General features: G+C 72.3%; 22 protein-coding genes. 13 read left to right on the plus strand and 9 right to left on the minus strand.

All coding sequences use genetic code 11. The features are described 5' to 3' along the window. Window positions 1–103: 103 nt before the first annotated feature. Genes ASD06_RS14835 through ASD06_RS14845 form a run of 3 tightly spaced genes read right to left on the minus strand, consistent with a single transcriptional unit; the run spans window position 104 to window position 1,946 of the window. Entirely contained in the window at window positions 104–511 is a 408-nt protein-coding gene (locus ASD06_RS14835; protein ID WP_056679401.1) for an arsenate reductase ArsC, read from the minus strand. After that, complete coding sequence (arsB, locus tag ASD06_RS14840) at window positions 508–1,614, minus strand: ACR3 family arsenite efflux transporter (protein ID WP_056679404.1); 1,107 nt, start codon at window positions 1,612–1,614, stop codon at window positions 508–510. The genes ASD06_RS14835 and arsB overlap by 4 nt, the downstream gene beginning before the upstream one ends. Beyond that, entirely contained in the window at window positions 1,611–1,946 is a 336-nt protein-coding gene (locus ASD06_RS14845) for a metalloregulator ArsR/SmtB family transcription factor (RefSeq protein ID WP_235502359.1), read from the minus strand. Before ASD06_RS14845 ends, arsB begins: the two co-directional genes overlap by 4 nt. 124 nt (window positions 1,947–2,070) lie before the next feature. Here ASD06_RS14845 and ASD06_RS14850 point away from each other — a divergent pair, with 124 nt between their 5' ends. Together ASD06_RS14850 and ASD06_RS14855 are read left to right on the plus strand one after the other, a co-directional pair. Beyond that, window positions 2,071–2,520 (plus strand): ArsI/CadI family heavy metal resistance metalloenzyme, encoded by a 450-nt coding sequence (locus tag ASD06_RS14850; RefSeq protein WP_056679410.1) that lies wholly within the window; start codon window positions 2,071–2,073, stop codon window positions 2,518–2,520. A gap of 33 nt (window positions 2,521–2,553) precedes the next feature. Beyond that, window positions 2,554–3,111, plus strand: a complete 558-nt coding sequence (locus tag ASD06_RS14855; RefSeq protein WP_056679414.1) for a dihydrofolate reductase family protein — start codon at window positions 2,554–2,556, stop codon at window positions 3,109–3,111. On the opposite strand, the gene ASD06_RS14860 is transcribed toward ASD06_RS14855, so the two are convergent. Continuing rightward, the gene (locus tag ASD06_RS14860; RefSeq protein WP_056679417.1) at window positions 3,042–3,953 is read right to left on the minus strand and encodes a hypothetical protein; all 912 of its coding nucleotides are present in this window, start codon (window positions 3,951–3,953) and stop codon (window positions 3,042–3,044) included. The genes ASD06_RS14855 and ASD06_RS14860 overlap by 70 nt on opposite strands. Window positions 3,954–4,008: 55 nt before the next feature. Continuing rightward, complete coding sequence (locus ASD06_RS14865; RefSeq protein ID WP_157371741.1) at window positions 4,009–4,212, minus strand: hypothetical protein; 204 nt, start codon at window positions 4,210–4,212, stop codon at window positions 4,009–4,011. Between the two features lie 249 nt (window positions 4,213–4,461). Here ASD06_RS14865 and ASD06_RS14870 point away from each other — a divergent pair, with 249 nt between their 5' ends. From ASD06_RS14870 to ASD06_RS14880, 3 genes are all read left to right on the plus strand, one after another. Next, window positions 4,462–6,009, plus strand: a complete 1,548-nt coding sequence (locus tag ASD06_RS14870; protein ID WP_056679423.1) for a hypothetical protein — start codon at window positions 4,462–4,464, stop codon at window positions 6,007–6,009. Window positions 6,010–6,064: 55 nt separating this feature from the next. After that, window positions 6,065–7,231, plus strand: coding sequence for a hypothetical protein (locus ASD06_RS14875; protein WP_056679426.1), 1,167 nt, complete (start codon window positions 6,065–6,067; stop codon window positions 7,229–7,231). A gap of 83 nt (window positions 7,232–7,314) precedes the next feature. After that, on the plus strand, window positions 7,315–8,280 hold the full coding sequence (locus ASD06_RS14880; RefSeq protein ID WP_200942237.1) for a winged helix DNA-binding domain-containing protein: 966 nt from the start codon (window positions 7,315–7,317) through the stop codon (window positions 8,278–8,280). A gap of 99 nt (window positions 8,281–8,379) precedes the next feature. Here ASD06_RS14880 and ASD06_RS14885 read toward each other — a convergent pair whose 3' ends face one another. Both ASD06_RS14885 and ASD06_RS14890 read right to left on the minus strand, forming a co-directional pair. After that, window positions 8,380–10,005 (minus strand): serine/threonine-protein kinase, encoded by a 1,626-nt coding sequence (locus tag ASD06_RS14885; protein ID WP_056679431.1) that lies wholly within the window; start codon window positions 10,003–10,005, stop codon window positions 8,380–8,382. Between the two features lie 25 nt (window positions 10,006–10,030). Then, window positions 10,031–10,459, minus strand: coding sequence for a CBS domain-containing protein (locus ASD06_RS14890; RefSeq protein ID WP_056679435.1), 429 nt, complete (start codon window positions 10,457–10,459; stop codon window positions 10,031–10,033). A 199-nt stretch (window positions 10,460–10,658) separates the two neighbouring features. On the opposite strand from ASD06_RS14890, the gene ASD06_RS14895 reads away from it, so the two are divergent. Both ASD06_RS14895 and otsB read left to right on the plus strand, forming a co-directional pair. Further along, window positions 10,659–12,095 carry a trehalose-6-phosphate synthase gene (locus tag ASD06_RS14895; protein WP_235502386.1) on the plus strand — a complete coding sequence of 479 codons (1,437 nt, stop codon included), beginning with the start codon at window positions 10,659–10,661 and terminating at the stop codon, window positions 12,093–12,095. Continuing rightward, window positions 12,092–12,898 carry a trehalose-phosphatase gene (otsB, locus tag ASD06_RS14900; RefSeq protein ID WP_056679438.1) on the plus strand — a complete coding sequence of 269 codons (807 nt, stop codon included), beginning with the start codon at window positions 12,092–12,094 and terminating at the stop codon, window positions 12,896–12,898. The genes ASD06_RS14895 and otsB overlap by 4 nt, the downstream gene beginning before the upstream one ends. A gap of 102 nt (window positions 12,899–13,000) precedes the next feature. Here the strand turns inward: otsB and ASD06_RS14905 are convergent, their stop codons facing one another. Continuing rightward, window positions 13,001–14,035 carry a LacI family DNA-binding transcriptional regulator gene (locus ASD06_RS14905; RefSeq protein WP_056679441.1) on the minus strand — a complete coding sequence of 345 codons (1,035 nt, stop codon included), beginning with the start codon at window positions 14,033–14,035 and terminating at the stop codon, window positions 13,001–13,003. Window positions 14,036–14,221: 186 nt separating this feature from the next. On the opposite strand from ASD06_RS14905, the gene ASD06_RS14910 reads away from it, so the two are divergent. The 6 genes from ASD06_RS14910 (at window position 14,222) to ASD06_RS14935 (ending at window position 22,448) form a co-directional block, all read left to right on the plus strand. Next, entirely contained in the window at window positions 14,222–15,532 is a 1,311-nt protein-coding gene (locus tag ASD06_RS14910) for a maltose ABC transporter substrate-binding protein (protein ID WP_056679443.1), read from the plus strand. A gap of 67 nt (window positions 15,533–15,599) precedes the next feature. After that, window positions 15,600–17,165 carry an ABC transporter permease subunit gene (locus tag ASD06_RS14915; RefSeq protein WP_056679445.1) on the plus strand — a complete coding sequence of 522 codons (1,566 nt, stop codon included), beginning with the start codon at window positions 15,600–15,602 and terminating at the stop codon, window positions 17,163–17,165. A 1-nt stretch (window position 17,166) separates the two neighbouring features. Further along, window positions 17,167–18,048 carry a sugar ABC transporter permease gene (locus ASD06_RS14920; RefSeq protein WP_056679448.1) on the plus strand — a complete coding sequence of 294 codons (882 nt, stop codon included), beginning with the start codon at window positions 17,167–17,169 and terminating at the stop codon, window positions 18,046–18,048. Continuing rightward, on the plus strand, window positions 18,045–19,895 hold the full coding sequence (locus ASD06_RS14925) for a glycoside hydrolase family 13 protein (protein WP_200942238.1): 1,851 nt from the start codon (window positions 18,045–18,047) through the stop codon (window positions 19,893–19,895). Before ASD06_RS14920 ends, ASD06_RS14925 begins: the two co-directional genes overlap by 4 nt. Window positions 19,896–19,988: 93 nt before the next feature. After that, a complete protein-coding gene (locus ASD06_RS14930; protein ID WP_056679454.1) occupies window positions 19,989–21,092 on the plus strand; it encodes an ABC transporter ATP-binding protein in 1,104 nt (367 codons plus the stop codon). Between the two features lie 93 nt (window positions 21,093–21,185). Then, window positions 21,186–22,448: a DUF4032 domain-containing protein gene (locus tag ASD06_RS14935; RefSeq protein WP_056679456.1), complete on the plus strand. Its 1,263-nt coding sequence runs from the start codon at window positions 21,186–21,188 to the stop codon at window positions 22,446–22,448. Here ASD06_RS14935 and ASD06_RS14940 read toward each other — a convergent pair. Continuing rightward, window positions 22,445–23,434, minus strand: coding sequence for a diguanylate cyclase (locus tag ASD06_RS14940; protein ID WP_056679457.1), 990 nt, complete (start codon window positions 23,432–23,434; stop codon window positions 22,445–22,447). The two genes, ASD06_RS14935 and ASD06_RS14940, sit on opposite strands and share 4 nt — an antisense overlap. Window positions 23,435–23,551: the final 117 nt, after the last annotated feature.

The following is a 23,551-nucleotide window of genomic DNA, read 5'->3' on the forward strand; positions in this document are numbered from 1 at the left end:
GAGCGTCGTGAGAGCGCTCTCATGACCAGCGAGAGTAGGATTCCCGTTCCGCCCCGTCAATGGGGAGTTGCCCGAATTGTTCGCCCGAGTTGTTCGTGGGGCCCTATCGCTGCGGCGCCGTCAGCTCGCCCAGCAGCCCCTCGACGCGACGCCGGATCTCGTCGCGGATCGGCCGCACCGCTTCGATCCCTTGACCGGCCGGATCGTCGAGCACCCAGTCCTCGTAGCGCTTGCCGGGGAAGAAGGGGCACGCGTCGCCGCAGCCCATCGTGACGACCACGTCGCTGGCCCGCACCGCCTCGGTGGTGAGCACCTTCGGCACCGCCGCGGTGATGTCGATGCCGACCTCGCGCATCGCTTGCACCGCAACGGGATTGATGTGCTCGGCCGGCATCGACCCCGCAGACAGCACCTCGACGGCGCCACCCGACAGGTGCGCGAGGAAGCCGGCGGCCATCTGCGACCGCCCTGCGTTGTGGACGCAGACGAACAGGACGGTCGGCCTGGTCATCGCTCACCTCGAGCCGGGTAGGGGGTCAGGGGCTCGGGGAAGAGCCGCGGCCTGACCCACAGCGAGACGTACACCAGTCCCACGAGCACCGGCACCTCGATCAACGGCCCGACGACACCGGCCAGCGCCTGGCCGGACGTCGCACCGAACGTCGCGATGGCCACCGCGATCGCGAGCTCGAAGTTGTTGCCTGCGGCGGTGAACGCGAGGGTGGCCGCGCGGGGGTAGGGCAGCCCGAGCAGCCGCGCGAGCAGCATCGAGCCGCCCCACATCACCGCGAAGTACACGCCGAGCGGCAGCGCGATGCGGGCGACGTCCAGCGGCCGGCTCGTGATCGCCTCACCCTGCAGGGCGAACAGGATGACGATGGTGAAGAGCAGGCCGTAGAGCGCCCAGGGCGCCACCTTCGGCAGGAAGCGCTGCTCGTAGGCCTCCCGGCCCGACGTCCGCTCGCCGATCCGGCGGCTGAGAAAGCCTGCGAGCAAGGGGATCCCGAGGAAGATCAGGACGCTGCGCGCGATCGACCAGGCCGACACGTCGAGGCCCGTGGTGTCGAGACCGAGCCAGCCCGGCAGCACCGACAGGTAGAACCAGCCGAGCAGCGAGAAGGCGACTACCTGGAACACCGAGTTCAGCGCCACGAGCACCGCTGCGGCCTCGCGGTCACCGCAGGCCAGGTCGTTCCAGATGATCACCATGGCGATGCAGCGCGCGAGCCCGACGACGATGAGGCCGGTGCGGAACGCCGGCAGGTCGGCGAGGAACAACCAGGCGAGCGAGAACATGAGCGCCGGACCCACCAGCCAGTTGAGCACCAGCGAGGTGACGAGCATCCGGCGGTCGCGAGTCACCGTGTCGAGCCGGTCGTAACGCACCTTGGCCAGCACCGGGTACATCATCACCAGCAGTCCCAGCGCGATGGGCAGCGAGACGCCCGCCAGCTGGACGGCGCCGAGGGCCTCGCCGAGGCCCGGCACCAACCGCCCCAGAGCCAGCCCGGCAGCCATGGCGGCGAGGATCCACACCGGAAGGCCCCGGTCGAGCCGCGACAGCTGCGCGTAGACGGCCGCGTCGCCGTCGGACGTCGTGGGCAGGCCACTCATCGCGGGTCCAGTGCCGTGCGCAGGGCGGCCAGCGCTGTGGGGACGACGGCGTACCAGACGTTGCGCCCACGCCGCTCGCTCGTGACGAGTCCGGCTTGGGCCAGCACCTTGAGGTGGTGGCTCACCGTCGGCTGGCTGCGCCCCACCGGGTCCACGAGGTCGCAGGCGCAGACGGCACCACCCTCGGCCGTCGCCAGCAGCGAGACCAGACGCAGGCGCACCGGGTCGGCGAGTGCGGAGAACTGCAGGGCCAGGGTCTCGGCGTCGCGTTCGCCCAGTGGCTCGGCCGCCAGCGGCGCACAACAGGCCTGGGCGCCACGCTGCCCCACCACCGGTAGCCCTCGCGTCGGCTCTGTTCTCGTCACACATCACATATTGACAGCAGTCGATGGATGGATGCAACATGCCATATCGATGACGGTGAATGGATCACCGTCCGGAACAGAGGAGCCCACCGTGTCCCGAGTCCAGCTCGCCCTCAACGTCGACGACATCGAAGCGGCCACGGCGTTCTACCGCCGGCTGCTCGGCGTCGAGCCGGCCAAGACCCGCCCCGGCTACGCCAACTTCGCCGTCGCCGACCCGCCCCTGAAGCTCGTGCTGATCGAGAACCCCGGCCAGGGCGGCACCCTCAACCACCTCGGCGTCGAGCTGGCCGACGTCGACGCCGTCGACGGCGAGCAGACCCGCCTCGCTGCGGCCGGGCTCGCCTCGGTCGACGAGCGCGGCACCACCTGCTGCTACGCCAAGCAGGACAAGTTCTGGGTCGAGGGCGCACCGGACGGCGAGCGCTGGGAGGTCTACACCGTGCTGGCCGACAGCGAGACCTTCTTCGCCGCCGACGACAGCAGCCCGGCGTGCTGCGGCTCCGCCGTCCCGGACGCCGAACCGGCCGGCTGCTGCTGAGCGGGCGCGCGTCAGGGCGCGTAGCCTGCACCGATGCGCAAGGTCGTGCTCTACACCCTGATGACGCTGGACGGCGCCGTCGACCACCCCGAGCAGTACTTCGCCCCCGAGCCGGGCGAGGTTCCGGTCTTCGACGCCGAGATGGACGAGTTCGAGCGCGGGCTGATCGCCACGCAGGACGCCGTGCTGCTCGGCCGGGGCATGTACGACGAGTGGGCGCAGTTCTGGCCGACGGCGTCCCACGAGCCGTTCGCGAGCTTCATCAACGGCGTGCAGAAGTACGTCGTCACCTCGAGCCCGCTGACGGCGCAGTGGGGCCCCGCCGAGGCGCTCATCGGCCCGCTCGAGACCTCCGTGCGCGAGCTGACGAGCCGGCCCGGCGGCGACATCGGCGTCCACGGCAGCATCGAGCTGGCCCGGTCACTGCTGCGCGCCGGGCTGGTCGACGAGCTGCAGCTCGTCGTCGCGCCGTCGACCGGCTTCGGTGGACGCCGCCTGTTCGAGCCCGGCGACGACCGCCGTCAGCTGCAGCTGACGAGCTCGCGCTCGACGCCGAGCGGGGCCCTGCTGCTCTCGTACCGCTCGCGGTAGAGGTCTGCAGCCTCTCGAAAGGCCTTGAGCGCGTAGGTCGGCACCTTCATCCCCTGCCGGTGCGCCCACAGCAGGTGCGACTCGACCCGGGCGATGTCACGCACGTGGTGCTCGATCTGGCTCTCGAGGTCCATCTGCACGATGAGGGCGCCGTATTCGGCCCGCTGCTCGCGGTTGCCGGCTCCCACCAGACCGAACGTGCGCGACCGCAGGAACCGCGCCAGCGAGAGCTGCCACGGCGCCAGCGCCCCGGACTCCACGAGGTGCGTGGCGCTCATCCGGTAGAACGCGAAGTGCCCCGGCTCCTGCGCCTTGATCGCGTCGATCACGGTGCGCTGCACCGCTGTCTCACCCATCTCGCCCAGGCCGTCACTGAACCCCTGGTAGGCGATCGTCGCCGAGCGCTCGGTGGCCGCGCCCGTGAGGTAGTAGAGCAGCCGGATCACCTCGTGCACCGGGCGGATGTGCGCGATCGCGCCGAGCAGCCGGATCTTGGGGCTGACCGTGTCGAGGTCGGCCTCGGTGGGCGGCAGTCCGATGCGGCGTCCCAGCTCGTCGAGCAGTGCGCCGTGGTGCTCCTCCTGGGGCCCCCACACGTCGTTCGCGAAGGTCTGGTCGACGTCGCTGGACCCCGGCAGCAGCACCGCCAGCTCGAGCACGTTGCGCTCCACCTCCATCTCGACGCGAGCCATGTACGACAGGACGTCGGCGAAGCGCTCGCGCACGGCGTCGGGGTCGCGCATCGTGAAGTCGGCGGAGTCCAAGGGGATCGGCGGGTGCTTCTCGCCCAGCCGCTGGACGTGGTCGCGGATCCTGGTGTCGGTGGCCACGGGGCTGCTCATGATGACGGTTCGGCGCCGAGCGCCGCGCGGATTGGCGTAGGGGCGCTGCCCAGCTTCACGTCCCCCGAGCACGGTCCGGACGACGACCTGCCGGCTGCGACTGCTCGACCGGCTCGTCGGCGGCCAGCACGTCGGGCAGTCGGCGCTGCCGGACGGCGGTGACGGCGCCGGACAGCACCAGGCCGACGCCAGCCACGACGAACAGCCAGCCCAGCGGGAGCCCGTGCAGCGCCGCTGCGGCGACCACAGGGGCGGTCACCTGCGGGGCCGTGGGCACCGAGCCCATGACGGTCCACATGCGGGCGCCGAAGGCGCACGAGTCGGGCCGCTCGATGCCCGGGTACGGCGAGCGCTCCGGGCGGTGACGAGGCGCAGACGATCTTGGGCCGCTCCATCTCGAAGAACCGGCGAGAACCCGGCGAGAACCCAGCGAGAACCCAGCGAGAACCCGGACGATCCGGACGCACCGGGGTGCCGCGAAGGCCTTCCCATCTGACACGATGCGGGCATGAACGGTGAGGCGGCGCAGACGGCTCAGGCGAGCACGCCCGAGCCCGCCGACCGTCGTCCGCAGTTCGCCGAGCAGGCCGTCGAGATCCTGGCCCGCGCACAGGCCCACGCCGACCAGCTGACCGCCTCGGCGGAGGAGCACGCCAACCGGGTGCGGCTGCAGGCCGACACCGAGGTGCGCCGGCTGCTCGCCGACGCGCGAGCGCAGGCGGAGCGGCTCACCGCGGAGAGCGGCACCCGGCGCGCCGACGCCGAGCGGCTGCACGCGCGCGCCAAGGAAGCCGCCGCGGACGCCGAGCACCAGCTGGCCGAGGCCGACCGCACGCTGGAGTCGGCCCGTGCGGAGGCCCAGAACCTCGTCGCGGACGCCGCCGAGCAGGCCTCCCTGGCACTGGCCTCTGCCGACACGACCAGCGAGCAGCTGGTCACCCAAGCCCGCGAGGAGGCCGCACGGCTGCGTGCCGACAGCCAGGCCGAAGCCGACCAGCGGCTGACCAGCGCCTCCGCCGAGCAGGCTCGAGCACTGGCCTCGGCCGGCGACGTGGCGCGCCTGAGCCGCGAGCTGGCGGCGCAGCGCCTCGCCGAGGTGGGCGAGCGCGTGCGCGACCAGCTGGCCGCAGCAGCCCGCAGCGCCGAACTGACGCTCGCCGACGCCGAGCAGCGGGCCGCCGCATCGCTGCAGCAGGCTCGGGACGAGGCGGAACGGTTGCGCGCCGAGGCGGCCGCCGAGGCCGAGCAGGTGCACGAGGCCCTGGCGCGCGAGCGCGAGCAGGCCTCCGCCGCCCTCGCCCGCGAGCGCCAGGAGGTCGAAGAGCACAACGCCGCTCGCATGGCCGAGGCCGAGGAGCAGCTGGCCTGGACCAAGCGCACGGTCGAGGAGCTGCTCGCGACCGCCGAGGCCGAGGCCCAGCGCGCCCGAGAGCAGGGCCAGGCCGCCGCAGCCGAGCACCTCGAGGCCACCCGCCAGCGCACCGAGAAGCTGCTCGCCGACGCCGCCACCGAGCGCGAGGCCCGCCAGCGCGAGCACGACGAGCAGCTGGCCCGCGCCGCGGCCGAGGCACAGGCTGAGACCGAGCGGATCCGCGCCCAGGCCCGGGCCCACCACGACGAGCTCGCCCGCGAGGCCGAGCGGCTCACCGCCCAGGCCGCAGACGACGAGAAGCGCGCCGCCGAGCGAGCCCAGCGGCGCCTCGACGAGGCCGAGGCCGGGGCGCGCAGCCTGCGCGAGCGCGCCGCCGACAACCTGTCGAAGGCCCAGCTCGAGGCGCACACGCTGCGCCGCGACGCCCGCGCCGAGTCCACGCAGCTCGTCGCCTCCGCTCGGGCCGAGGCCGACCAGCTGCGGGCCGAGGCGCGCCGCCTGCTCGCCGACTCCCGCGCCGAGGTGGCCGCCCTGGCCGAGCGTCGCGCGGCGATCGAGAAGGAACTCGGCAACCTGTCCGGCGTCATCGAGGCGCTCGCCGTCCCTGAGTCGGTCGAGCAGCTGAGCGCTCAGGCCGAGGATCCGGGCGACCCGGCCGCCGAGTCACCGCCTGACGAGAGCTGAACCTGCCTACCCCCTCCTGCACCACCCACTCCCCACACAGAGGTAAGAGACGGACATGAGCGACACCCCCCAGTTCCGGACCGTCCTGCGCGGCTACGAGCCCGCGGAGGTCGACGCGACCTTCCGCGACCTGCGCGAGCAGCTCGCCCGCACCCGCGAGGCCGCGAACCAGGCCGCTCAGGCCCAGGCTCGCGCCGACGAGCTGGCCGGCCGGGTGCGCGTCCTGGAGGCGCAGGCCGAGGCCAAGGCAGCCGAGCCGCCCGCGCAGGTGGAGTCCGAGCCGACGTTCGAGAAGCTCGGCGCCCGGGTGGCGCAGATCCTGGGCCTCGCCGACGAGGAGGCCGCCGAGCTGCGCGCCAAGGCGCACAGCGACGCCGAGGAGCACAAGAAGGCGGTGCACGCCTCCACCGAGTCGCTGCGCCAGGAGGCCGACCGGTACGCCGAGGAGCGCCGCAGCGCCGCCGACGCCGAAGCCCAGCGGATCCTCGAGGACGCCAAGCGCAAGGCCGACGAGATGCTCGACGACGCCGACCGCGAGGCCACCGCCCGTCGCGGCGAGGCCGAGGCCGTCTACGAGAACCAGCGCGCCAACGCCGCCAAGGCCGCCGCGGACTTCGAGACCACGCTCGCCCAGCGCCGGCAGCGGGCCGAGAAGGAGTTCATGGACCGCTCCACCGCGGCCGAGCGCGAGCTCGAGGCACTGCAGGAGCGCACCGAGCAGCTGCGCCAGGAGTCCGAGCGGGCCCAGCGCGAAGCCGCGGCGCGCGCCGGTCAGGAGCTCGAGGAGGCCCGACGCAAGGCCGCCGAGATCGTCACCGAGGCCGAGGCTCGGGCCGCGCGGATTCGCACCGAGTCCGAGCGCGAGCTCGCAGCCGCCACGCAGCGCCGCGACAGCATCAACGCCCAGCTCACCAACGTCCGGCAGATGCTCGCGACGCTGTCGGGCACCTCGCCTGCGGCGTTCGCGCACCTGGGTGGTGACGGCGAGCCCGCGGGCGAGGCCGCGCCGGCTGAGGCGGCTGAGGCGGCTGAGCAGACCGCTGACACCGCCGAGGCGCAGCCGGCCGAGGGCGAGCAGACCGAGGCGCAGCCGGCCGAGGGCGAGCAGACCGAGGCGCAGCCGGCTGAGGGTGAGCAGACCGAAGGTGAGCAGGCCGAGGCACAGCAGACCGTCGAGGTCGAGCAGCCGCAGGCTGCAGGGCGCGGCGGCAAGCGGCGCTGACCGATCTCGTGGGGGCCCGTGCCACCGCTGCGCGCCTGACGGCGCAGCGGCTGGCCGGGCCCCCTGCCACGTCCGCTGACGACGTGGTCACCCGGCTGCTCGCCGTCCAGGCCCAGGATCCGCGCGGCTTCCGGCTCGCCGTCCGCAGTCGCAGCACGGGACTCACCGCCGCGGACGTCGACGCCGCGCTCACCGAGCGCCGTTCACTCGTCGTGGGCTGGCTGCAACGCGGCACGCTGCACCTGGTCCGGGCCGACGACTACTGGTGGCTGCACCCGCTCACCACCCCGCAGCTGCACACGAGCAACCAGCGGCGGCTGCGCCAGGAGGGGGTCGACGAGGTGCACGCCGCGCACGGCGTGCAGGTGGTGCTGGACGCCGTGGCGCACGGCCCGCGCACCCGCGAGGAGCTGCGGGCGCGGCTCGACGACGCCGGCGTCCCCACCGCACGGCAGGCGCTCGTGCACGTGCTGCTGGCGGCCTCGCTCCACGGCGACCTCGTGCGCGGCCCTGTGGTCGACGGGCAGCAGGCCTTCGTGTCGGCCGCGCAGTGGCTCGGGCCGCCACCCCCGCCGATCGCGCGTTCGCAGGCGCTGGCGCGACTCGCCGTCCGGTACCTCGAGGGGCACGGGCCGGCGTCCGCCACCGACCTGGCGAAGTGGGCGGGCATCACGCTGGGCGCGGCGCGCGAGGGCTTGACCGCCGCGGGTGACGTCATCGAGCCGGTCGCGGGTGAGGGGCCCGAGCTGGTCGACCTGCGTGATCGCGAGGCCGCCGCGCCGTTGCCGCCGCCGCGGCTGCTCGGGCCGTTCGACCCCGTGCTGCACGGCTGGGCCGACCGCACGCCGCTGGTCGGCGCGCACCAGGGCGTGGTGACGTCGAACGGGCTGTTCCGGGCGTGCGCCCTGGCCGGTGGGCGCGTCGTGGCCACGTGGCGGCTGGCGGCAGGAGCGCTCACGATCGACCCGCTCGAGCCGCTGGCCGACGACGTCACCGACGCGCTCGAGGCCGACGGAACCGCCGTCCTGCGCTTCCTCGGCCTCCCCTGACCCCTGACCTCTTCGCGCAGATACCCGCCTTCTTCCGGTCGAATCCGGGGATTCGGGCCCCGATCCGCCGGAAGTATGCGGGTATCTGCGCGGGTGCGGTCAGACGGGCAGGCCGAAGGGCAGCTGCCGCAACGGCCACCACTGCGGCGCGCCGGTGCGCACCGCCCAAGCGGCCAGACCGACCGCCACGAGCAGGAGCAGCAGCACCCACGTGAGCTGGTGGGACGCCGGCACCGCACGCCGCAGCACCGTGCGAGCACCGCGGCGCAGCGAACCGCCGCCCACGCCCCACCACCCGGCGAGCAGGGCCACGAACGCGCCCGCACCGACGGCGGGCAGCGACCCCGGCGACGGCGACCCGTCCGCCGAGGGGACGAGCAGCCCTGCGCAGAACGCCGTGGCCAGCCCGAGCAGGAGCGGCAGCACCGCAGCCAGCGCCGTGCCGAGCACCGCCGACAGCAGGTGCCACGGAGCGCTCAGCGTCGCGACGAACCCGTCGCTGCGCCGCGGCCCGCGCTCGAAGCGGCGTCGGGCCAGCGCCACCCGGTTGCGGTCGACGGTGCGTGCCACCACCGCCAGCACGAGCGCCACCGCCGCTGCCACGACCGGGAAGGCGAGCGCCCCGGCCACCAGCGCGAGCAGGACGCCGCACACCACGCCCGAGCGCCGCCCAGGGCGCGCCGGTCGGACGTCCTCCGGCTCGGGCGTCGGCAGCAGCTCCTCCATCGGCACGTACTGCACCAGCGGCGCCGCGTACGCCACGGGCACCTCGTCCGCCTGCGGCGGCGGCGCGTACGCCCGCGCCGGCGAGTACGGCGTGAACGCCTCCCCCTCCGGTGCGCGCACCGACCGCCCGGCCGGCAGGGCCCGGGTCGCCAGCGGCTGCACCGGGATGGTCACGGTGGCCGGGTCGCCCTGCGCGTAGCGGTCGAGCGCGTCGAGGATCTCGCCCGTGCCCGGCCGGCCGCGCGGGTCGACGGCGAGCGCCGCGAGCAGCAGCGGGCGCAACCGCGCGTCGACGCCGTCGAGGTCGCACTGACCACGCCGCACCCGGTCGATCACGACGTCCATCGGCCCGCGCCCGAACGGCGCCCGCCCGCTCGCAGCGAAGGCCAGCGTCGCCGCCCAACCCCACCAGTCAGTGGCCTCGCTGACCCGGCCGCCGTCGATGACCTCCGGCGACAGGTAGCCGGGCGTGCCCATGACCAGCCCCGTCGACGTGAGCCGGACGTCGTCCGCGACGTGCGCGATACCGAAGTCGATGACGACGGGGTCGCCGTCGGCGAGCAACACGTTGGCGGGCTTGAGATCGCGGTGCACCACGTGCACGGCGTGGATCGCCTGCAGCGCACCGGACAGGCCGCGTCCGAGGCGCAACAGGTCAGGCGGCGCCAGGGCTCCCTTGGTGCGCACGACCTCGTCGAGCCCGGGCCCCGGCACGAACCGCGTCACGATGTACGGCTGGTCGCCGTCGACGTCCGCGTCGATCACCTCGGCCACGAGCGGGTGCTGCACGCGTCGCAGGGTCGTGACCTCGCGAGCGAGCCGCGCGCGGGCCTCGGGGTCGTGGGCGATGTGGGCGCGCAGCACCTTCACCGCTACGGCCCGGCCCGCGCCGTCCAGCCCGAGGTGCACGACACCCATGCCGCCCTCGCCGAGCTTGCCGCGCAGCCGGTAGGGCCCGAGCGCGGTGAGCTCTTCGGCGTGGCCCCCCATCGCGGTCATGCCACCAGACGGTACGCGACGAGCCCTACTGGTTGATGTAACCGACGAGCTGGTCGCGCTCGGACTGCAGCTCGTCGATGCGGTGCTTGACGACGTCCCCGATGCTCACGATGCCGTGCAGGACGCCGTCGATCACCACGGGGATGTGCCGCACGCGCTGGTCGGTCATGAGCCGCATGAGGTGCTCGACGCCGTCGTCCGGCCCGCACGTGGTGACCTCGGCGGTCATGATCTGCGCCACCGGCGAGTCGAGGACGTCGGCGCCCGCCCTCTGGAGGTGACGGACGACGTCGCGCTCGCTCACGATGCCGGCCACCGCGCTGCCGTCGGGTGACACCACGAGGGCGCCGATCCGGTGCTGGGCCAGCAGGTCGAGCAGCTGGCGCACGGTGTCGTCCGGCTTGATGGTCACGACCTCAGCGCCCTTGCGCCTGATGACGTCGGAGATCCGCATGACATCGCCTCCCGATCGAGGTGCCGCGTGGAGTGTCCTCGCCCGCTTCACCGTAGTGCAGCGATCGTCGCGGCGACAGGTTCGCGAGCCCCCCTTAGGGTGGGAAACGTCACCCGAGCGCAAGGAGCGACCCTCTGTGAGCCCGTCGGCCGCATCGTCACCGAGCAGCACCGCCACCCCCACGTCATCGGACGACGAGCTGACGATCGAGCCGACGCCCGACCAGGCGACGTACGACCTCGTCGTCGTGGCCAACCGGCTGCCTGTCGATCGCACCACCGACGCCGAGGGCAACGAGACCTGGCAGCAGAGCCCCGGCGGCCTGGTGACCGCGATGCAGTCGGTGATGACCGGCGGCGACGGCGCGTGGGTGGGCTGGTCGGGCGATCCGGGCGAGGCACCCGAGCCGTTCGACGCCGATGGCCTGCACCTGCACGCCGTGGGGCTCACGCGCCAGGAGATCGAGGACCACTACGAGGGCATGAGCAACGACACCCTCTGGCCGCTCTACCACGACGTGATCGTGCCGCCGCGGTTCCGCCGGCGCTGGTTCGACGGTTATCGCACGGTCAACCGCCGCTTCGCCCAGGCGGCCGCGCGGCTGGCCGCGCCGGGCGCGACCGTGTGGGTGCACGACTACCAGCTGCAGCTCGTGCCCGCCATGCTGCGCGCCCTGCGGCCGGACGTGCGGATCGGGTGGTTCAACCACATCCCGTTCCCCCCGGTCGAGCTGTTCGCCCAGCTGCCGTGGCGGCGGGCGATCATCGAGGGCCTGCTGGGCGCCGACCTGCTCGGCTTCCAGCGCCGCGCCGACGCCGAGAACTTCCTGCGCGTCTGCCGCCGGTTGCTGGCGCTGCAGACCCGCGGCGACACGGTGACCGTGCGCAACCACGACGGCGGTGAGCGCGTCGTGCGCGCGACGTCGTTCCCGATCTCCATCGACTCGGCCGGCCTGGAGGAGCTCGCCCGGCGTCCCGAGACGCTGGAGCGCGCCCGGCAGATCCGCCGCGATCTCGGCGACCCGGACATCGTGCTGCTCGGCGTCGACCGCCTCGACTACACCAAGGGCATCCGGCACCGGCTCAAGGCGTACGAGGAGCTGCTGGCCGACGGCGTCCTGGCGCCCCCGAAGGCGGTGCTCGTGCAGGTGGCGACGCCCAGCCGCGAGCGCGTGCAGGCCTATCAGCAGCTGCGCGAGCAGGTCGAGGTCACCGTCGGGCGCGCCAACGGCGACTACGGGCAGCTGGGTCAGCCCGCGATCCACTACCTGCACCAGTCGTTCCCCCGAGAGGAGATGGCGGCGATGTTCCTCGCCGCCGACGTTATGCTCGTGACGCCCCTGCGCGACGGCATGAACCTCGTGGCCAAGGAGTACGTCACCTGCCGGTACGACCAGGGCGGCGCACTGGTGCTCTCGGAGTTCACGGGCGCGTCCGGTGAGCTCGACCGCGCGTTCATCTGCAACCCACACGACATCGACGGCCTCAAGCTGACGATCCGCGAGGCCATCGACACCGACCCGCGGGAGAAGTCCCGGCGCATGCGCACCATGCGCCGCCGGGTGCGCGAATACGACGTGCAGCGCTGGGCCGACCACTTCCTGCAGGCGCTCGCCGCGGCCCCCGAGCGCCCGTGACCGGGTCGATCGGCCGCGACGCGGCCTGGGCGGCGGCGGAAACCGTTGCGGCGCAGCGGCCGTTGCTGATCGGTTTGGATTTCGACGGCGTGCTCGCGCCCATCGTCGAACGGCCCGGTGACGCGCGCGCGCTGCCCGGCACGCTGGACGCCGTGCGCGACCTGGCGGCCGCGCCGGGCGTCACCGTGGTGCTGGTGTCCGGACGCGCGCGCGACGACCTGCTCGCGCTGACGTCTCTCGACCCCCACGGCGACGTGCTCGTGATCGGGAGCCACGGCGCCGAGCGGCCCCGCTGGCCGCGGGAGGGTGAGCGCGACGACCCCCCGGCGCTGGACGACGACGCGCGCGAGCGACTCGCGCAGGTGCAGGCGCGGCTCGAGGCGGTCGCCGCCGCGCACCCTGGCTCGCACGTCGAGCACAAGCCCACGGCCGCCGTCCTGCACACGCGTCAGCTCGTCAGTGGCAACTCGCAAACCGTTGCGGCACAGGCACTTGCGACGCTGGCCGAGGTTCCTGACGTGCACGTCACCCGGGGCAAGGAGGTCGTCGAGGCGGCCGTCATCGAGACGAGCAAGGGCGCCGCGCTGGCGTGGCTGCGTGACCAGGTCGGCGCCCGCGCGGTGCTCTACCTCGGCGACGACGTCACCGACGAGACCGTCTTCCGCTCGCTGGACGAGACTGACCTCGGCATCAAGGTGGGTGACGGCGAAACCGCTGCGGCCCAACGCGTCGACGACCCCGAGGCCGTGCGCGACCTGCTGCGCCACCTCGCCACCCACCTCTCCCGGCCCCCGCGAAGTTGATCACGTTAGGGGGGTGACACTCCGCTTCCCGAGGCTTGCAACCCTCGAGAAGCGGAGTGTCGCCCACATAACGTGATCAACTTCCGGAGGGGGCGGCAGTGCTCAGCGGCGGGGGCGGCGCACGTGCTGCGGGACGGCGCCGGTGGAGCCGCGGACGACGAGCTCAGGCCGGAACACGTACTCCGCCCGCGGAGCCGGCTGGCCGGAGATCTCGTCGATGAGCGCCCGGACGGCGGCCTCCCCCATCGACTGCACCGACTGGCGCAGCGTCGTCAGCGGCGGGTCGGTGAACGCGATGAGCGGGGAGTCGTCGTAACCCACGATCGACACGTCGTCCGGCACGCGCAGGCCGAGTGACCGGACGGCGCGAACCGCGCCGAGTGCCATGAGGTCCGAGCCGCAGACCAGCGCCGTGCAGCCCTTGTCGACCAACCGCAGCGCGGCGGCCTGGCCGCCCTCGACGGTGAACAGCGAGCGCTCGATGAGGTCCTCGACGTCGTCGGCGCGGGCGATGGACGCCATGGCCTGCCGGAAGCCGGCGATCTTGCGGATCGCGGGCACGAACCGCTCAGGCCCCACGGCGAGTCCGATCCGGGTGTGCCCCAGCGCCACGAGGTGCGCCACGGCCAGCTCGCTCGAGGCGATGTCGTCGCACGACACATACGGCGCCTCGACGTCGTCGGCGTAGCCGTTGACGAGCACGATGGGCAAGCCACGCTTGATGAGCTGGCGGTACCGCTCGTGGTCGGCGAGGCTGTCCGCGTGCAGGCCTGAGACGAAGATGATGCCGCTGACGCTGCGCTCGAGCAGCATCTGCGTGTAGTCGTCCTCGTGCACGCCGCCGGGCGTCTGCGTGCAGAGCACCGGCGTGAAGCCGTGCCGCGACAGGGCCGTCTCGATCACCTGCGCGAAGGCCGGGAAGATCGGGTTCGTCAGCTCGGGCACGATCAGGCCGACCAGGCCCGCGCTCTTGCGCCGCAGCCGCGTCGGCCGCTCGTAACCCAGCACGTCGAGGGCCGTCAGCACCGCCTGGCGCGTGCTGTCGGCGACGCCAGGCTTGCCGTTGAGCACCCGACTGACGGTGGCCTCGCTGACGCCTGCTTGACGGGCGATGTCAGCCAACCGCGCCACTGCCATCGGACCTCCTGTGCTGGGCCACCGGCGTCCGAGTGCGCGAGTGGTCTGCGCAGACGCTATCGGCTGCAAGATCATGCAGCAACCATCTAGGCGACTTGCAGAAATGTTGCTACGTTCCTTGCAGCAACCCCGCAACGTCGCCGGGACGACCCGGGACGAAGCTCTCTCTTCGCCGAAAGGACCCTCATGCGCAGGAGCCCACTGGTCGTCGCCGGCGTCGCCGGCGCCACCCTGCTGATGGGCGCGTGCGGCGGCGGCGGGTCGTCGACGTCCGCGTCGACCACCACCTCGTCGTCCACCACCACCGCCACGCCGTCAGCCACCGCCTCGCCCACCGAGACCAAGCCGGTGCGCGACGCCAAGGCCGACCTGGTGATCTGGGCCGACGAGAAGCGCGCCACCGCCCTGAAGGCCGTGGCCGACAAGTTCGCCCAGGACAACGGCATCACCGTGGCGGTGCAGACCGTCGCCACGGACCTGCAGACCAACTTCGTCACCGCGAACGCGGCCGGCAACGGCCCGGACGTCGTCGTCGGCGCCCACGACTGGATCGGCAACATGGTGCAGAACGGCGCCATCTCGCCGCTGCCCCTGTCGCAGGCCGACCAGGCGAAGTACTCCCCCATCGCGATCAAGGGCGTCACCTACAACGGCCAGATCTACGGCCTGCCCTACGCGGTCGAGAACATCGCGCTCTTCCGCAACACCGACGCCGCCCCGAAGGCCCCGGCGACGATCGAGCAGCTGGTCAAGGACGGCCAGGCCGCGGTCAAGGCCGGCAAGGTCTCCGGCGTCCTCAACCTGCAGGTCGGCCAGAACGGCGACGCGTACCACCTGGAGCCGCTCTACACCTCCGGCGGCGGCTACCTGTTCGGCACCAAGGCGAACGGCGACTACGACCCGACCGACGTCGGGGTGGGCAAGCCCGGGTCGGTAGCGGCCATGAAGAAGATCGCCGCCCTCGGCGAGAAGGGCAGCAAGGTCCTCAAGCGCTCGATCAGCGGCGACAACTCCATCGCGCTCTTCACGCAGAAGAAGGCCGCGTACCTGGTGTCGGGCCCGTGGGCCATCGCCGACATCAAGAAGGCCGGCATCAAGTACGACATCTCGCCCGTGCCGCCGTTCGCGGGTGGCAAGCCGGCCGCTCCGTTCATCGGCGTGCAGGCCTTCTACATCGCGTCCAAGGCCAAGAACGCCTCGCTGGCGCAGGAGTTCGTTCTCAACGCCGTCAACACGCCCGACACGATGAAGGCGCTCTTCGACGCCGAGCCGCGGCCGCCGGCCATGACGCAGGTCCTGCAGAGCGTGTCAGCGAGCGACCCCGACATCCAGAAGCTCGCTGCGGCGGGCAAGAACGGCCAGATCCTGCCGGCGATCCCGGCCATGGCCGCCGTGTGGGACCCGCTGGGCAAGGCGGAGGCCGCCATCATCGGTGGCGCCAACCCCACCACCACGATCGAGAACGCGGGCAAGACGATCCGCTCGTCGATCAAGTAGGACCTCGCCGGCCCGGCGCTGCCTCGAGCCCGCCGGGCCGGCGAGCACCATCTGCTGAGGGAGACCCGTGCACCGAACGACGCGCACCCGGGACGGCGCCAGCACCACGCCGCTGGGCCTGGTCGTGAAGATCCTGCTGCTGGGGCTGAGCCTCGCGGTGGCGATCGCGCTGACGCCGCCGCTGGTCGAGGCGAAGGCGTGGACCGGCCTGGTTGCGGTGTGGCTCATCGAGGCCGCGCTGCTGGTGGTCTACTCGACGTCGCGGTTCCAGCCGGCCAAGTACCTGCTGCCGGGCACGGTCTTCCTGCTGTCGTTCGTGGTCTACCCGATCCTGTTCCTCGTCTCGATCAGCACCACGAACTACGGCGACGGTCACCGCTCGAGCAAGCAGGACACCGTCGAGACGATCATCAACAACTCCGTGCAGCAGGTGCCGGACTCCAAGCGCTACAACCTCACCGTGGCCACCAAGGGGTCGATCACCCAGGGCCCGTTCGTGTTCTTCCTCGTCGACCCCACCGGTGACGTCAAGCTCGGCGACACCGACGGGTTGCAGCCGGTCGACGCGGGCTCAGTGACCGTCGAGAACAACCGCGTCCGCGCCGCCGACGGCTACACCGTCCTGAACGCCAAGCAGGTCAACGCCGCCAAGGCGGTGCGCGACGTCGCCGTGCCGGTCGACGGCGGCGCGATCCGCGCGCTGGGCGTCGGCTCGGCGTTCGAGGGACGCCGGGTGCTGGCGTACGACGCGCGCAGCGACACGATCCGCAACACCGCCACCGGCGAGACGTACCACGTGGCCAAGACCGGCTCGAGCTCGTACTTCGTGAAGGACGACGGCACGCGCGCCTTCGACCAGGGCTGGAAGGAGGGCGTGGGGCTGGCGAACTACGAGCGCGCGCTCACCGACCCCGTGATCCGCTCACGGTTCCTCGGCATCTTCGCCTGGACCCTCGCCTTCGCGTTCCTGTCGGTGGCCACGACGTTCCTGCTCGGCCTCGGACTGGCCTACGTCCTCAACGACCCGCACGTGCGCGGTCGCAAGGTCTACCGGTCGCTGCTGCTCCTGCCGTACGCCATCCCGGGCTTCATCTCGCTGCTGGTGTGGCGCGGCTTCTACAACCGGGACTTCGGGCTGATCAACCAGATCCTGCACATCCACATCAACTGGTTCGGTGACCCGTGGTTCGCCCGCGGCGCGATCCTGCTGACCAACCTGTGGATGGGCTTCCCGTACATGATGCTCGTGTGCACCGGAGCGCTGCAGGCGATCCCGTCCGAGCTGCGCGAGGCGGCCGCGATGGACGGCGCCAGCGGGTTCGCGGCCTTCCGGCGCGTGGTGTTCCCGCTGCTGCTCGTGGCCGTCGCACCGCTGCTGGTCGCGTCCTTCGCCTTCAACTTCAACAACTTCAACGCGATCCGGCTGCTCACCGACGGCTCGCCCTTCCCTGCTGACAACCCGACGGCAGGCTCGACCGACATCCTCATCAGCTACATCTTCCGGTTGGCGTTCGGCGGCTCGGGTGCCCAGTTCGGCTTCGCCGCCGCGGTGTCCGTGCTGCTCTTCATCCTCACCGGACTGATCGCGGCCGCGCAGTTCCGCCAGACCCGAGTGCTCGAGGAGGTGAGCTGACGTGGCGACCAAGGACGGCATCGAGCGCCCCACCGGCGCACGATGGTGGAAGGAGGTCGGCTGGCGGCACGCCGTCGGCATCGTGGCCGTGGTGTTCGCGGTCTTCCCCGCGCTCTACATCGTGAGCGCGGCGTTCAACCCGCTCGGCACCGTGGCCAGCACCGGGCTCATCCCGCAGCACCTGAGCCTCGAGAACTTCTCCAAGCTGCTGGCGAACCCCAACCGACCCTTCGGCCGCTGGTACGTCAACACCCTCGGGCTGGCCGTCGGCATCGCGGCGCTGCAGGTGCTGTTCAGCGCCTTCGCCGCCTACGCCTTCTCGCGCTTCCGGTTCGCCGGCCGCCGCGGCGGCCTGCTCGCCGTCCTGCTGATCCAGATGTTCCCGCAGTTCCTGGCGATCATCGCGCTGTTCGCCATGTTCAGCCGGATCGGCGACGTGTTCCCGTGGATCGGGCTCTCGACGATCCCCGGCTACGCCCTCATCCTGCTCGGCGGCTCCCTCGGTCAGGTGTGGCTCATCAAGGGCTTCTTCGACTCCGTGCCGCGCGAGCTCGACGAGGCCGCCATCATCGACGGCTGCTCGCCCAGCACGGTGTTCTTCCGGATCCTGCTGCCGCTCATCGTGCCGATCCTCGCGGTGACCGGCCTGCTGACCTTCGTGGGCGTGGTCAACGAGTTCATCATCGGCAACATCTTCCTGACCTCCGGAGACTCCAAGACGCTGGCGGTGGGGCTGTTCGGCATCATCGACGGCGACCGCAGCAACAACCTCGGCGTCTTCGCCGCAGGCGCCCTGCTCACGGCGCTGCCCATCGTGCTGCTCTTCCAGTTCCTGCAGCGCTTCATCGTCGGCGGCCTGACGTCCGGCGCGGTCAAGGGATGATGAGTCCGGCGCTGCACGACCTGCCACAGCACGACCTCCCGCACCATGACGGGTCGGTCACCTACGTCCCGGTGCAGGAGCCAGCCCTCGGCGACGTCGTCCCGGTGCTCGTGCGCGCCCCGAGAGCCGCTGGCGTGCAAGGCATCTGGTTGCGCAGCGTGCGGGACGGCGAGCCGCTCGTCGCCCCAGCGCGTGTCGACCGCGACGACCAGCACGCCGTCTGGTGGCGTGCCGACCTTCTCGTCAGCAACCCGACGACGTCCTACCGGTTCCTCGTGCAGCAGCACGACGGATCGGTCGGCTGGCTCAACGGCACCGGCCTGCACGCGCGGGACGTCACGGACGCGAGTGACTTCCGCGTCGTCGCCGACCCCACGTCCCCGGACTGGCCGGCGGACGCCGTGGTCTACCAGGTCTTCCCCGACCGCTTCGCGCGCTCGCAGGCCTACGCGGGCCGCGAGACACCCGACTGGGCCGTGCGCTGCGACTGGGACGACCCCGTCGTGCACCAGGGGCCGCTCGTGCAGCGCCAGTGGTACGGCGGCGACCTGCCGGGCATCGCCGAGCACCTCGACCACCTCACCTCGCTGAGCGCCGACGTCCTGTACCTCACCCCCATCTGGCCCGCGGGTAGCAACCACCGCTACGACGCCCAGACCTTCGACCACGTCGACCCCGTGCTCGGTGGCGACGAGGGGCTGGCTCGGCTCGTCGACACCGCGCACGGTCACGGCATCCGCGTCATCGGCGACCTCACCACCAACCACGTCGGCGTGACGCACGAGTGGTTCCAGGCCGCGCAGCGCGACGCGACGTCGGACGAGGCGTCGTACTTCCACTTCCGCGAGCACCCGAGCGACTACGCGATGTGGCTCGACGTGCCCTCGCTGCCCAAGCTCGACCACCGCAGTGCTGCTCTGCGGCAACGGTTCTACGCCGCCCCAGACTCCGTAGTGGCGCAGTGGCTGCGGCCGCCGCACGGCCTCGACGGCTGGCGCGTCGACGTCGCGAACATGACCGGCCGGCACGCCGACCTCGACCTCGCGCACGAGGTGGCACGCGCCGTCCGCTCCACGATGACCGACGTCGAACCCGACGCGTGGCTGCTCGCCGAGCACGGCCATGACGCCTCCGGCGACCTCATGGGCCACGGCTGGGACGGCACCATGGCCTACGCCGCCTTCACCCGCCCGGTGTGGACGTGGCTCAACACCCCCGGACACGGACGCACCTACCTGGGCATCCCGATCGAGGTGCCGACGTTCACCGGGCAGGCCACCGCCGCCACCATGCGCGAGTTCACGGCGTCGATGCCGTGGCGCGCCCGCGAGCGCAGCGTCAACCTGCTCGGCTCGCACGACACCCCCCGCGTCCGCACGGTCGTCGGCGCCGCCAAGCAGCTCGTGGCCGCCGCCCTGCTCGCGACCTCCCCCGGCGTCCCCCAGCTCTTCGCAGGCGACGAGATCGGCCTCGAGGCGCTGGACGGCGAGCACGCCCGCACGCCGTTCCCCTGGCAGCGGCGAGAGGCCTGGGACGCCACGACGCTCAGCGCCTACCAGCGCCTGCTCGCCCTGCGCCGCAGCGAGGTCGCGCTGCGCCGGGGCGGACTGCGCTGGCTGTCGATCACGCCCGACGCGCTGACCTTCGTGCGCGACCACCCCGACGGCCCGGTCGTCGTCCACGCAGCACGCACGCCGCACGCCCAGGTCACCGTGCCGCTCTCGGCACTGGGCACAAATCGACCCGATTCGGTGCAGACCCTGTACGGCGAGCCGATCGTCAGCGAGGATGGGCAGGCCACCTTCCCCTCCAGCGGGCCGGCGGCGCACGTCTACCGGGTCGGCTGACCCAGCGGCGCGCACAACTGAAGAGCACGACCGACAGAGCACCTCCCACAACGGATCGTCCGGCACGTACCTGCCGGTGGAAGGAACACCCTCATGGCCACCGTGACCTACGACAACGCCACGCGGATCTACCCCGGCGGCGACAAGCCCGCGGTCGACAAGCTCAACCTCGACATCCAGGACGGCGAGTTCCTGGTTCTGGTCGGCCCCTCCGGCTGCGGCAAGACGACCTCGCTGCGCATGCTGGCCGGCCTGGAGGACGTCAACGAAGGACGCATCCTCATCGGTGACCGCGACGTCACCCACGAGGCGCCCAAGGACCGCGACATCGCGATGGTCTTCCAGAACTACGCGCTCTACCCGCACATGACGGTGGCCGACAACATGGGCTTCGCGCTCAAGATCGCCGGCGTCAACAAGACCGAGATCCGCCAGCGCGTCGAGGAGGCGGCCAAGATCCTCGACCTCGAGCAGTACCTCGACCGCAAGCCCAAGGCGCTCTCCGGTGGCCAGCGCCAGCGCGTCGCCATGGGCCGCGCGATCGTCCGCCAGCCGCAGGTGTTCCTCATGGACGAGCCGCTGTCGAACCTCGACGCGAAGCTGCGCGTGCAGACCCGCACCCAGATCGCCTCGCTGCAGCGCCGCCTCGGCATCACCACCGTCTACGTCACCCACGACCAGGTCGAGGCCATGACGATGGGTGACCGCGTGGCGGTGCTCAAGGACGGTCTGCTGCAGCAGGTCGACACCCCCCGGCGCATGTACGACCACCCGAACAACGTCTTCGTCGCCGGCTTCATCGGCTCGCCCGCGATGAACCTGCTCGACCTGCCGGTGGCCGAGGGCGGCGTGAAGTTCGGAGGCACCACCTACCCGGTCGAGCGCGAGCACCTCGCGGGCACGGGTGACTCGGTCACCGTCGGCATCCGCCCCGAGGACCTCACCCTCACCGGCGAGGGCCAGGGCCTGCCCGTCACGGTCGACGTCGTCGAGGAGCTCGGCGCCGACGCCTACATCTACGGTGAGGTCGCCGCGCACCAGCACCAGGACCCCGACCTGCTCGGCGAGGCGCGCCCGTTCATCGCCCGCGTCGACGGCCGCACCCCGCCCGAGAAGGGTCAGACGGTGTACCTGGCGCCCAACCCGGGCCACGTGCACGTGTTCGACACCCAGACCGGCGAGCGACTCGGCGACTGACGTCGTCCCCGGACGCCGGGCGCAGCGCTCGACCCGCTGCCCCGGCGTCCGGGCCCGGCCCGCGTCTGCGCCCGACGTTCCTCGAGGAAGCTGATGCCGCCCCCACCCCTGCACTCGTCCCTGCAGATCACCGCGGCCTCACCCGACCCCGCCCTGCTCGACCTCCCGTGGGACCTGCCGCTCGAGGACTGGCCGGCCAGCCAGCTGGCCGCGCTGCCCCGCGGCATCTCCCGGCACGTCGTGCGGTTCGCGCGGCTGTCGGGGCGCGTGATCGCCGTCAAGGAGATCGGCGAGGACCTCGCGCGCCGCGAGTACGGCCTGCTGCGGCTGCTGCGCCGCCTCGACGTGCCGGCCGTCGAGCCGGTCGGTGTCGTCACGGGCCGCATGGACGCCGACGGCAACCCGCTCGACCCCGCGCTCGTCACGCGCCACCTGCAGTTCTCCCTGCCGTACCGCGCGCTGTTCAGCCAGACCCTGCGGCCCGACACCGCCGCACGCCTCGTCGACGCCCTCGCGGTGCTGCTCGTACGCCTGCACCTCACCGGGTTCTTCTGGGGCGACGTGTCGCTGTCGAACACGCTGTTCCGCCGCGACGCCGGGTCGTTCGCGGCGTACCTCGTCGACGCCGAGACCGGCGAGCTGCGCGAGACGCTCAGCGACGGCCAGCGCGAGCACGACCTCGAGATCGCGCGCGTCAACATCGCCGGCGAGCTGATGGACCTGCAGGCCGGTGGCGCGCTGGAGGAGGAGGCCGACCCCGTCGCGGTGAGCGAGCGGATCATCCACCGCTACCGCTCCCTGTGGGCCGAGCTCACGGCGCCCGAGTCGTTCGAGCAGGGCGAGCGCTGGCGGGTCGACGCACGCATCCGCCGGCTGAACGAGCTCGGCTTCGACGTCGGCGAGCTGGCGATCGTCACCGACATCGAGGGGGCGACCGTGCAGATCCAGCCCAAGGTCGTCGACGCCGGGCACCACTCGCGCCGCCTGCTGCGCCTCACCGGCCTGGACGTCGGCGAGAACCAGGCCCGACGGCTGCTCAACGACCTCGACTCCTACCGCGCGGCCACCAACCGCCAGGGCGACGACGAGGAGATCGTGGCCCACGACTGGCTCGCGCACGTGTTCGAGCCGGTCGTGCGCGCCGTCCCGCAGCAGCTGGGGCAGAAGCTGGAGCCGGCCGAGGTGTTCCACGAGGTGCTCGAGCACCGGTGGTACCTGTCAGAGCGGCGCGGGCGCGACGTCCCGCTGCGCGAGGTGGTCGACGACTACGTGCACACGGTGCTGCCGGCCAAGCCCGACGAGGCCGCGATCCTGGGTGTCGACACCCAGGAGATGCCGGTGCTCCCCCGCGACTAGGCGGTGGCGCGCCGGCGCTCGCACTTCTCGCGGTACATCGCGGCGTCGGCGGCGGCAACGACCTCGTGCGCGCTGCCGACGTCCGTGCTCGCGAGGCCGACGCTGACGCGCACGGGCGCGCCGTCGGGGCCGGACGCAGCCAGCGCCTCGGCCAGCCGGCGTGTCACGGCCTCGCCGGCCTCGGGCGTGACGGGGCCGCGCAGCACCGCACCGAACTCGTCACCAGCGACGCGCGCCACCAGGTCACCCTCGCGCACCGACCGCCGCAGGGCGTCGGCCACCTTGACCAGCACGGCGTCACCCGCGGCGTGGCCGTGGCGGTCGTTCACGGCCTTGAAGTCATCGACGTCGAGGAACAGCACCTGCGCGTCCGTGCCCGCGGCGTCGGCCACCGCCTGCTCGAAGACGGTGCGGTCGGGCAGGCCGGTGAGGGAGTCGGTGACGGCCGCCGTCCGGACGCGCTCCAACGCGCTGGCCAGGGCCTGCGAGCGCCAGGCCAGCACCTCCCCGCCGACCACGAAGACGGGCAGCGCGTAGAGCACGGTCCAGCTGGCGTAGGTGGGCTGGTGGGTGATGAGCAGCGGGACGACGTACGCGGCGGCCGCGAACGGCGACACCATCAGCGAGGTGCCCCGCCGGTGCCAGATGCCGATCCACATGAAGAGCACGAGGAAGAAGGTGCCGTAGCGGTAGGCGTCCCCGCTGCTCACCGTGTTGTGCAGGCTGATCAGGGTGAGGGCCACCGGCACGAGCACGAGGGTGGCGCGCAGCGGCAGCCGGCGCCACGGCACGAGCAGCACGAGCAGCGAGGCGGCGACGGTGCCCAGGCCCACGGCGCGCACGGCTGCGGCGTCGAAGCCGGAGGGGTAGGGCACGAACGACGTTCCCCACGTCGCGACACCCGACAGCACCCCGATGACGACCATGCTCCGTGCAGCGAGCACCGTCGCCGAGGAGGGAGCCGGTGCGAGGTCGGGCGAGGCCACGTCTGATCATCGGCACGCCGTGGGCCGCCCTTGATGCACCGGCGCCCCTCCCGCCCGTGATCATGCACGCCAGCGCACCCCCCGCCGTCCGTGATCATGCACGCCAGCGCACCCCCC

Origin of the sequence: Angustibacter sp. Root456 (assembly GCF_001426435.1) — a bacterium.
Classification (GTDB): Bacteria; Actinomycetota; Actinomycetes; order Actinomycetales; family Angustibacteraceae; genus Angustibacter.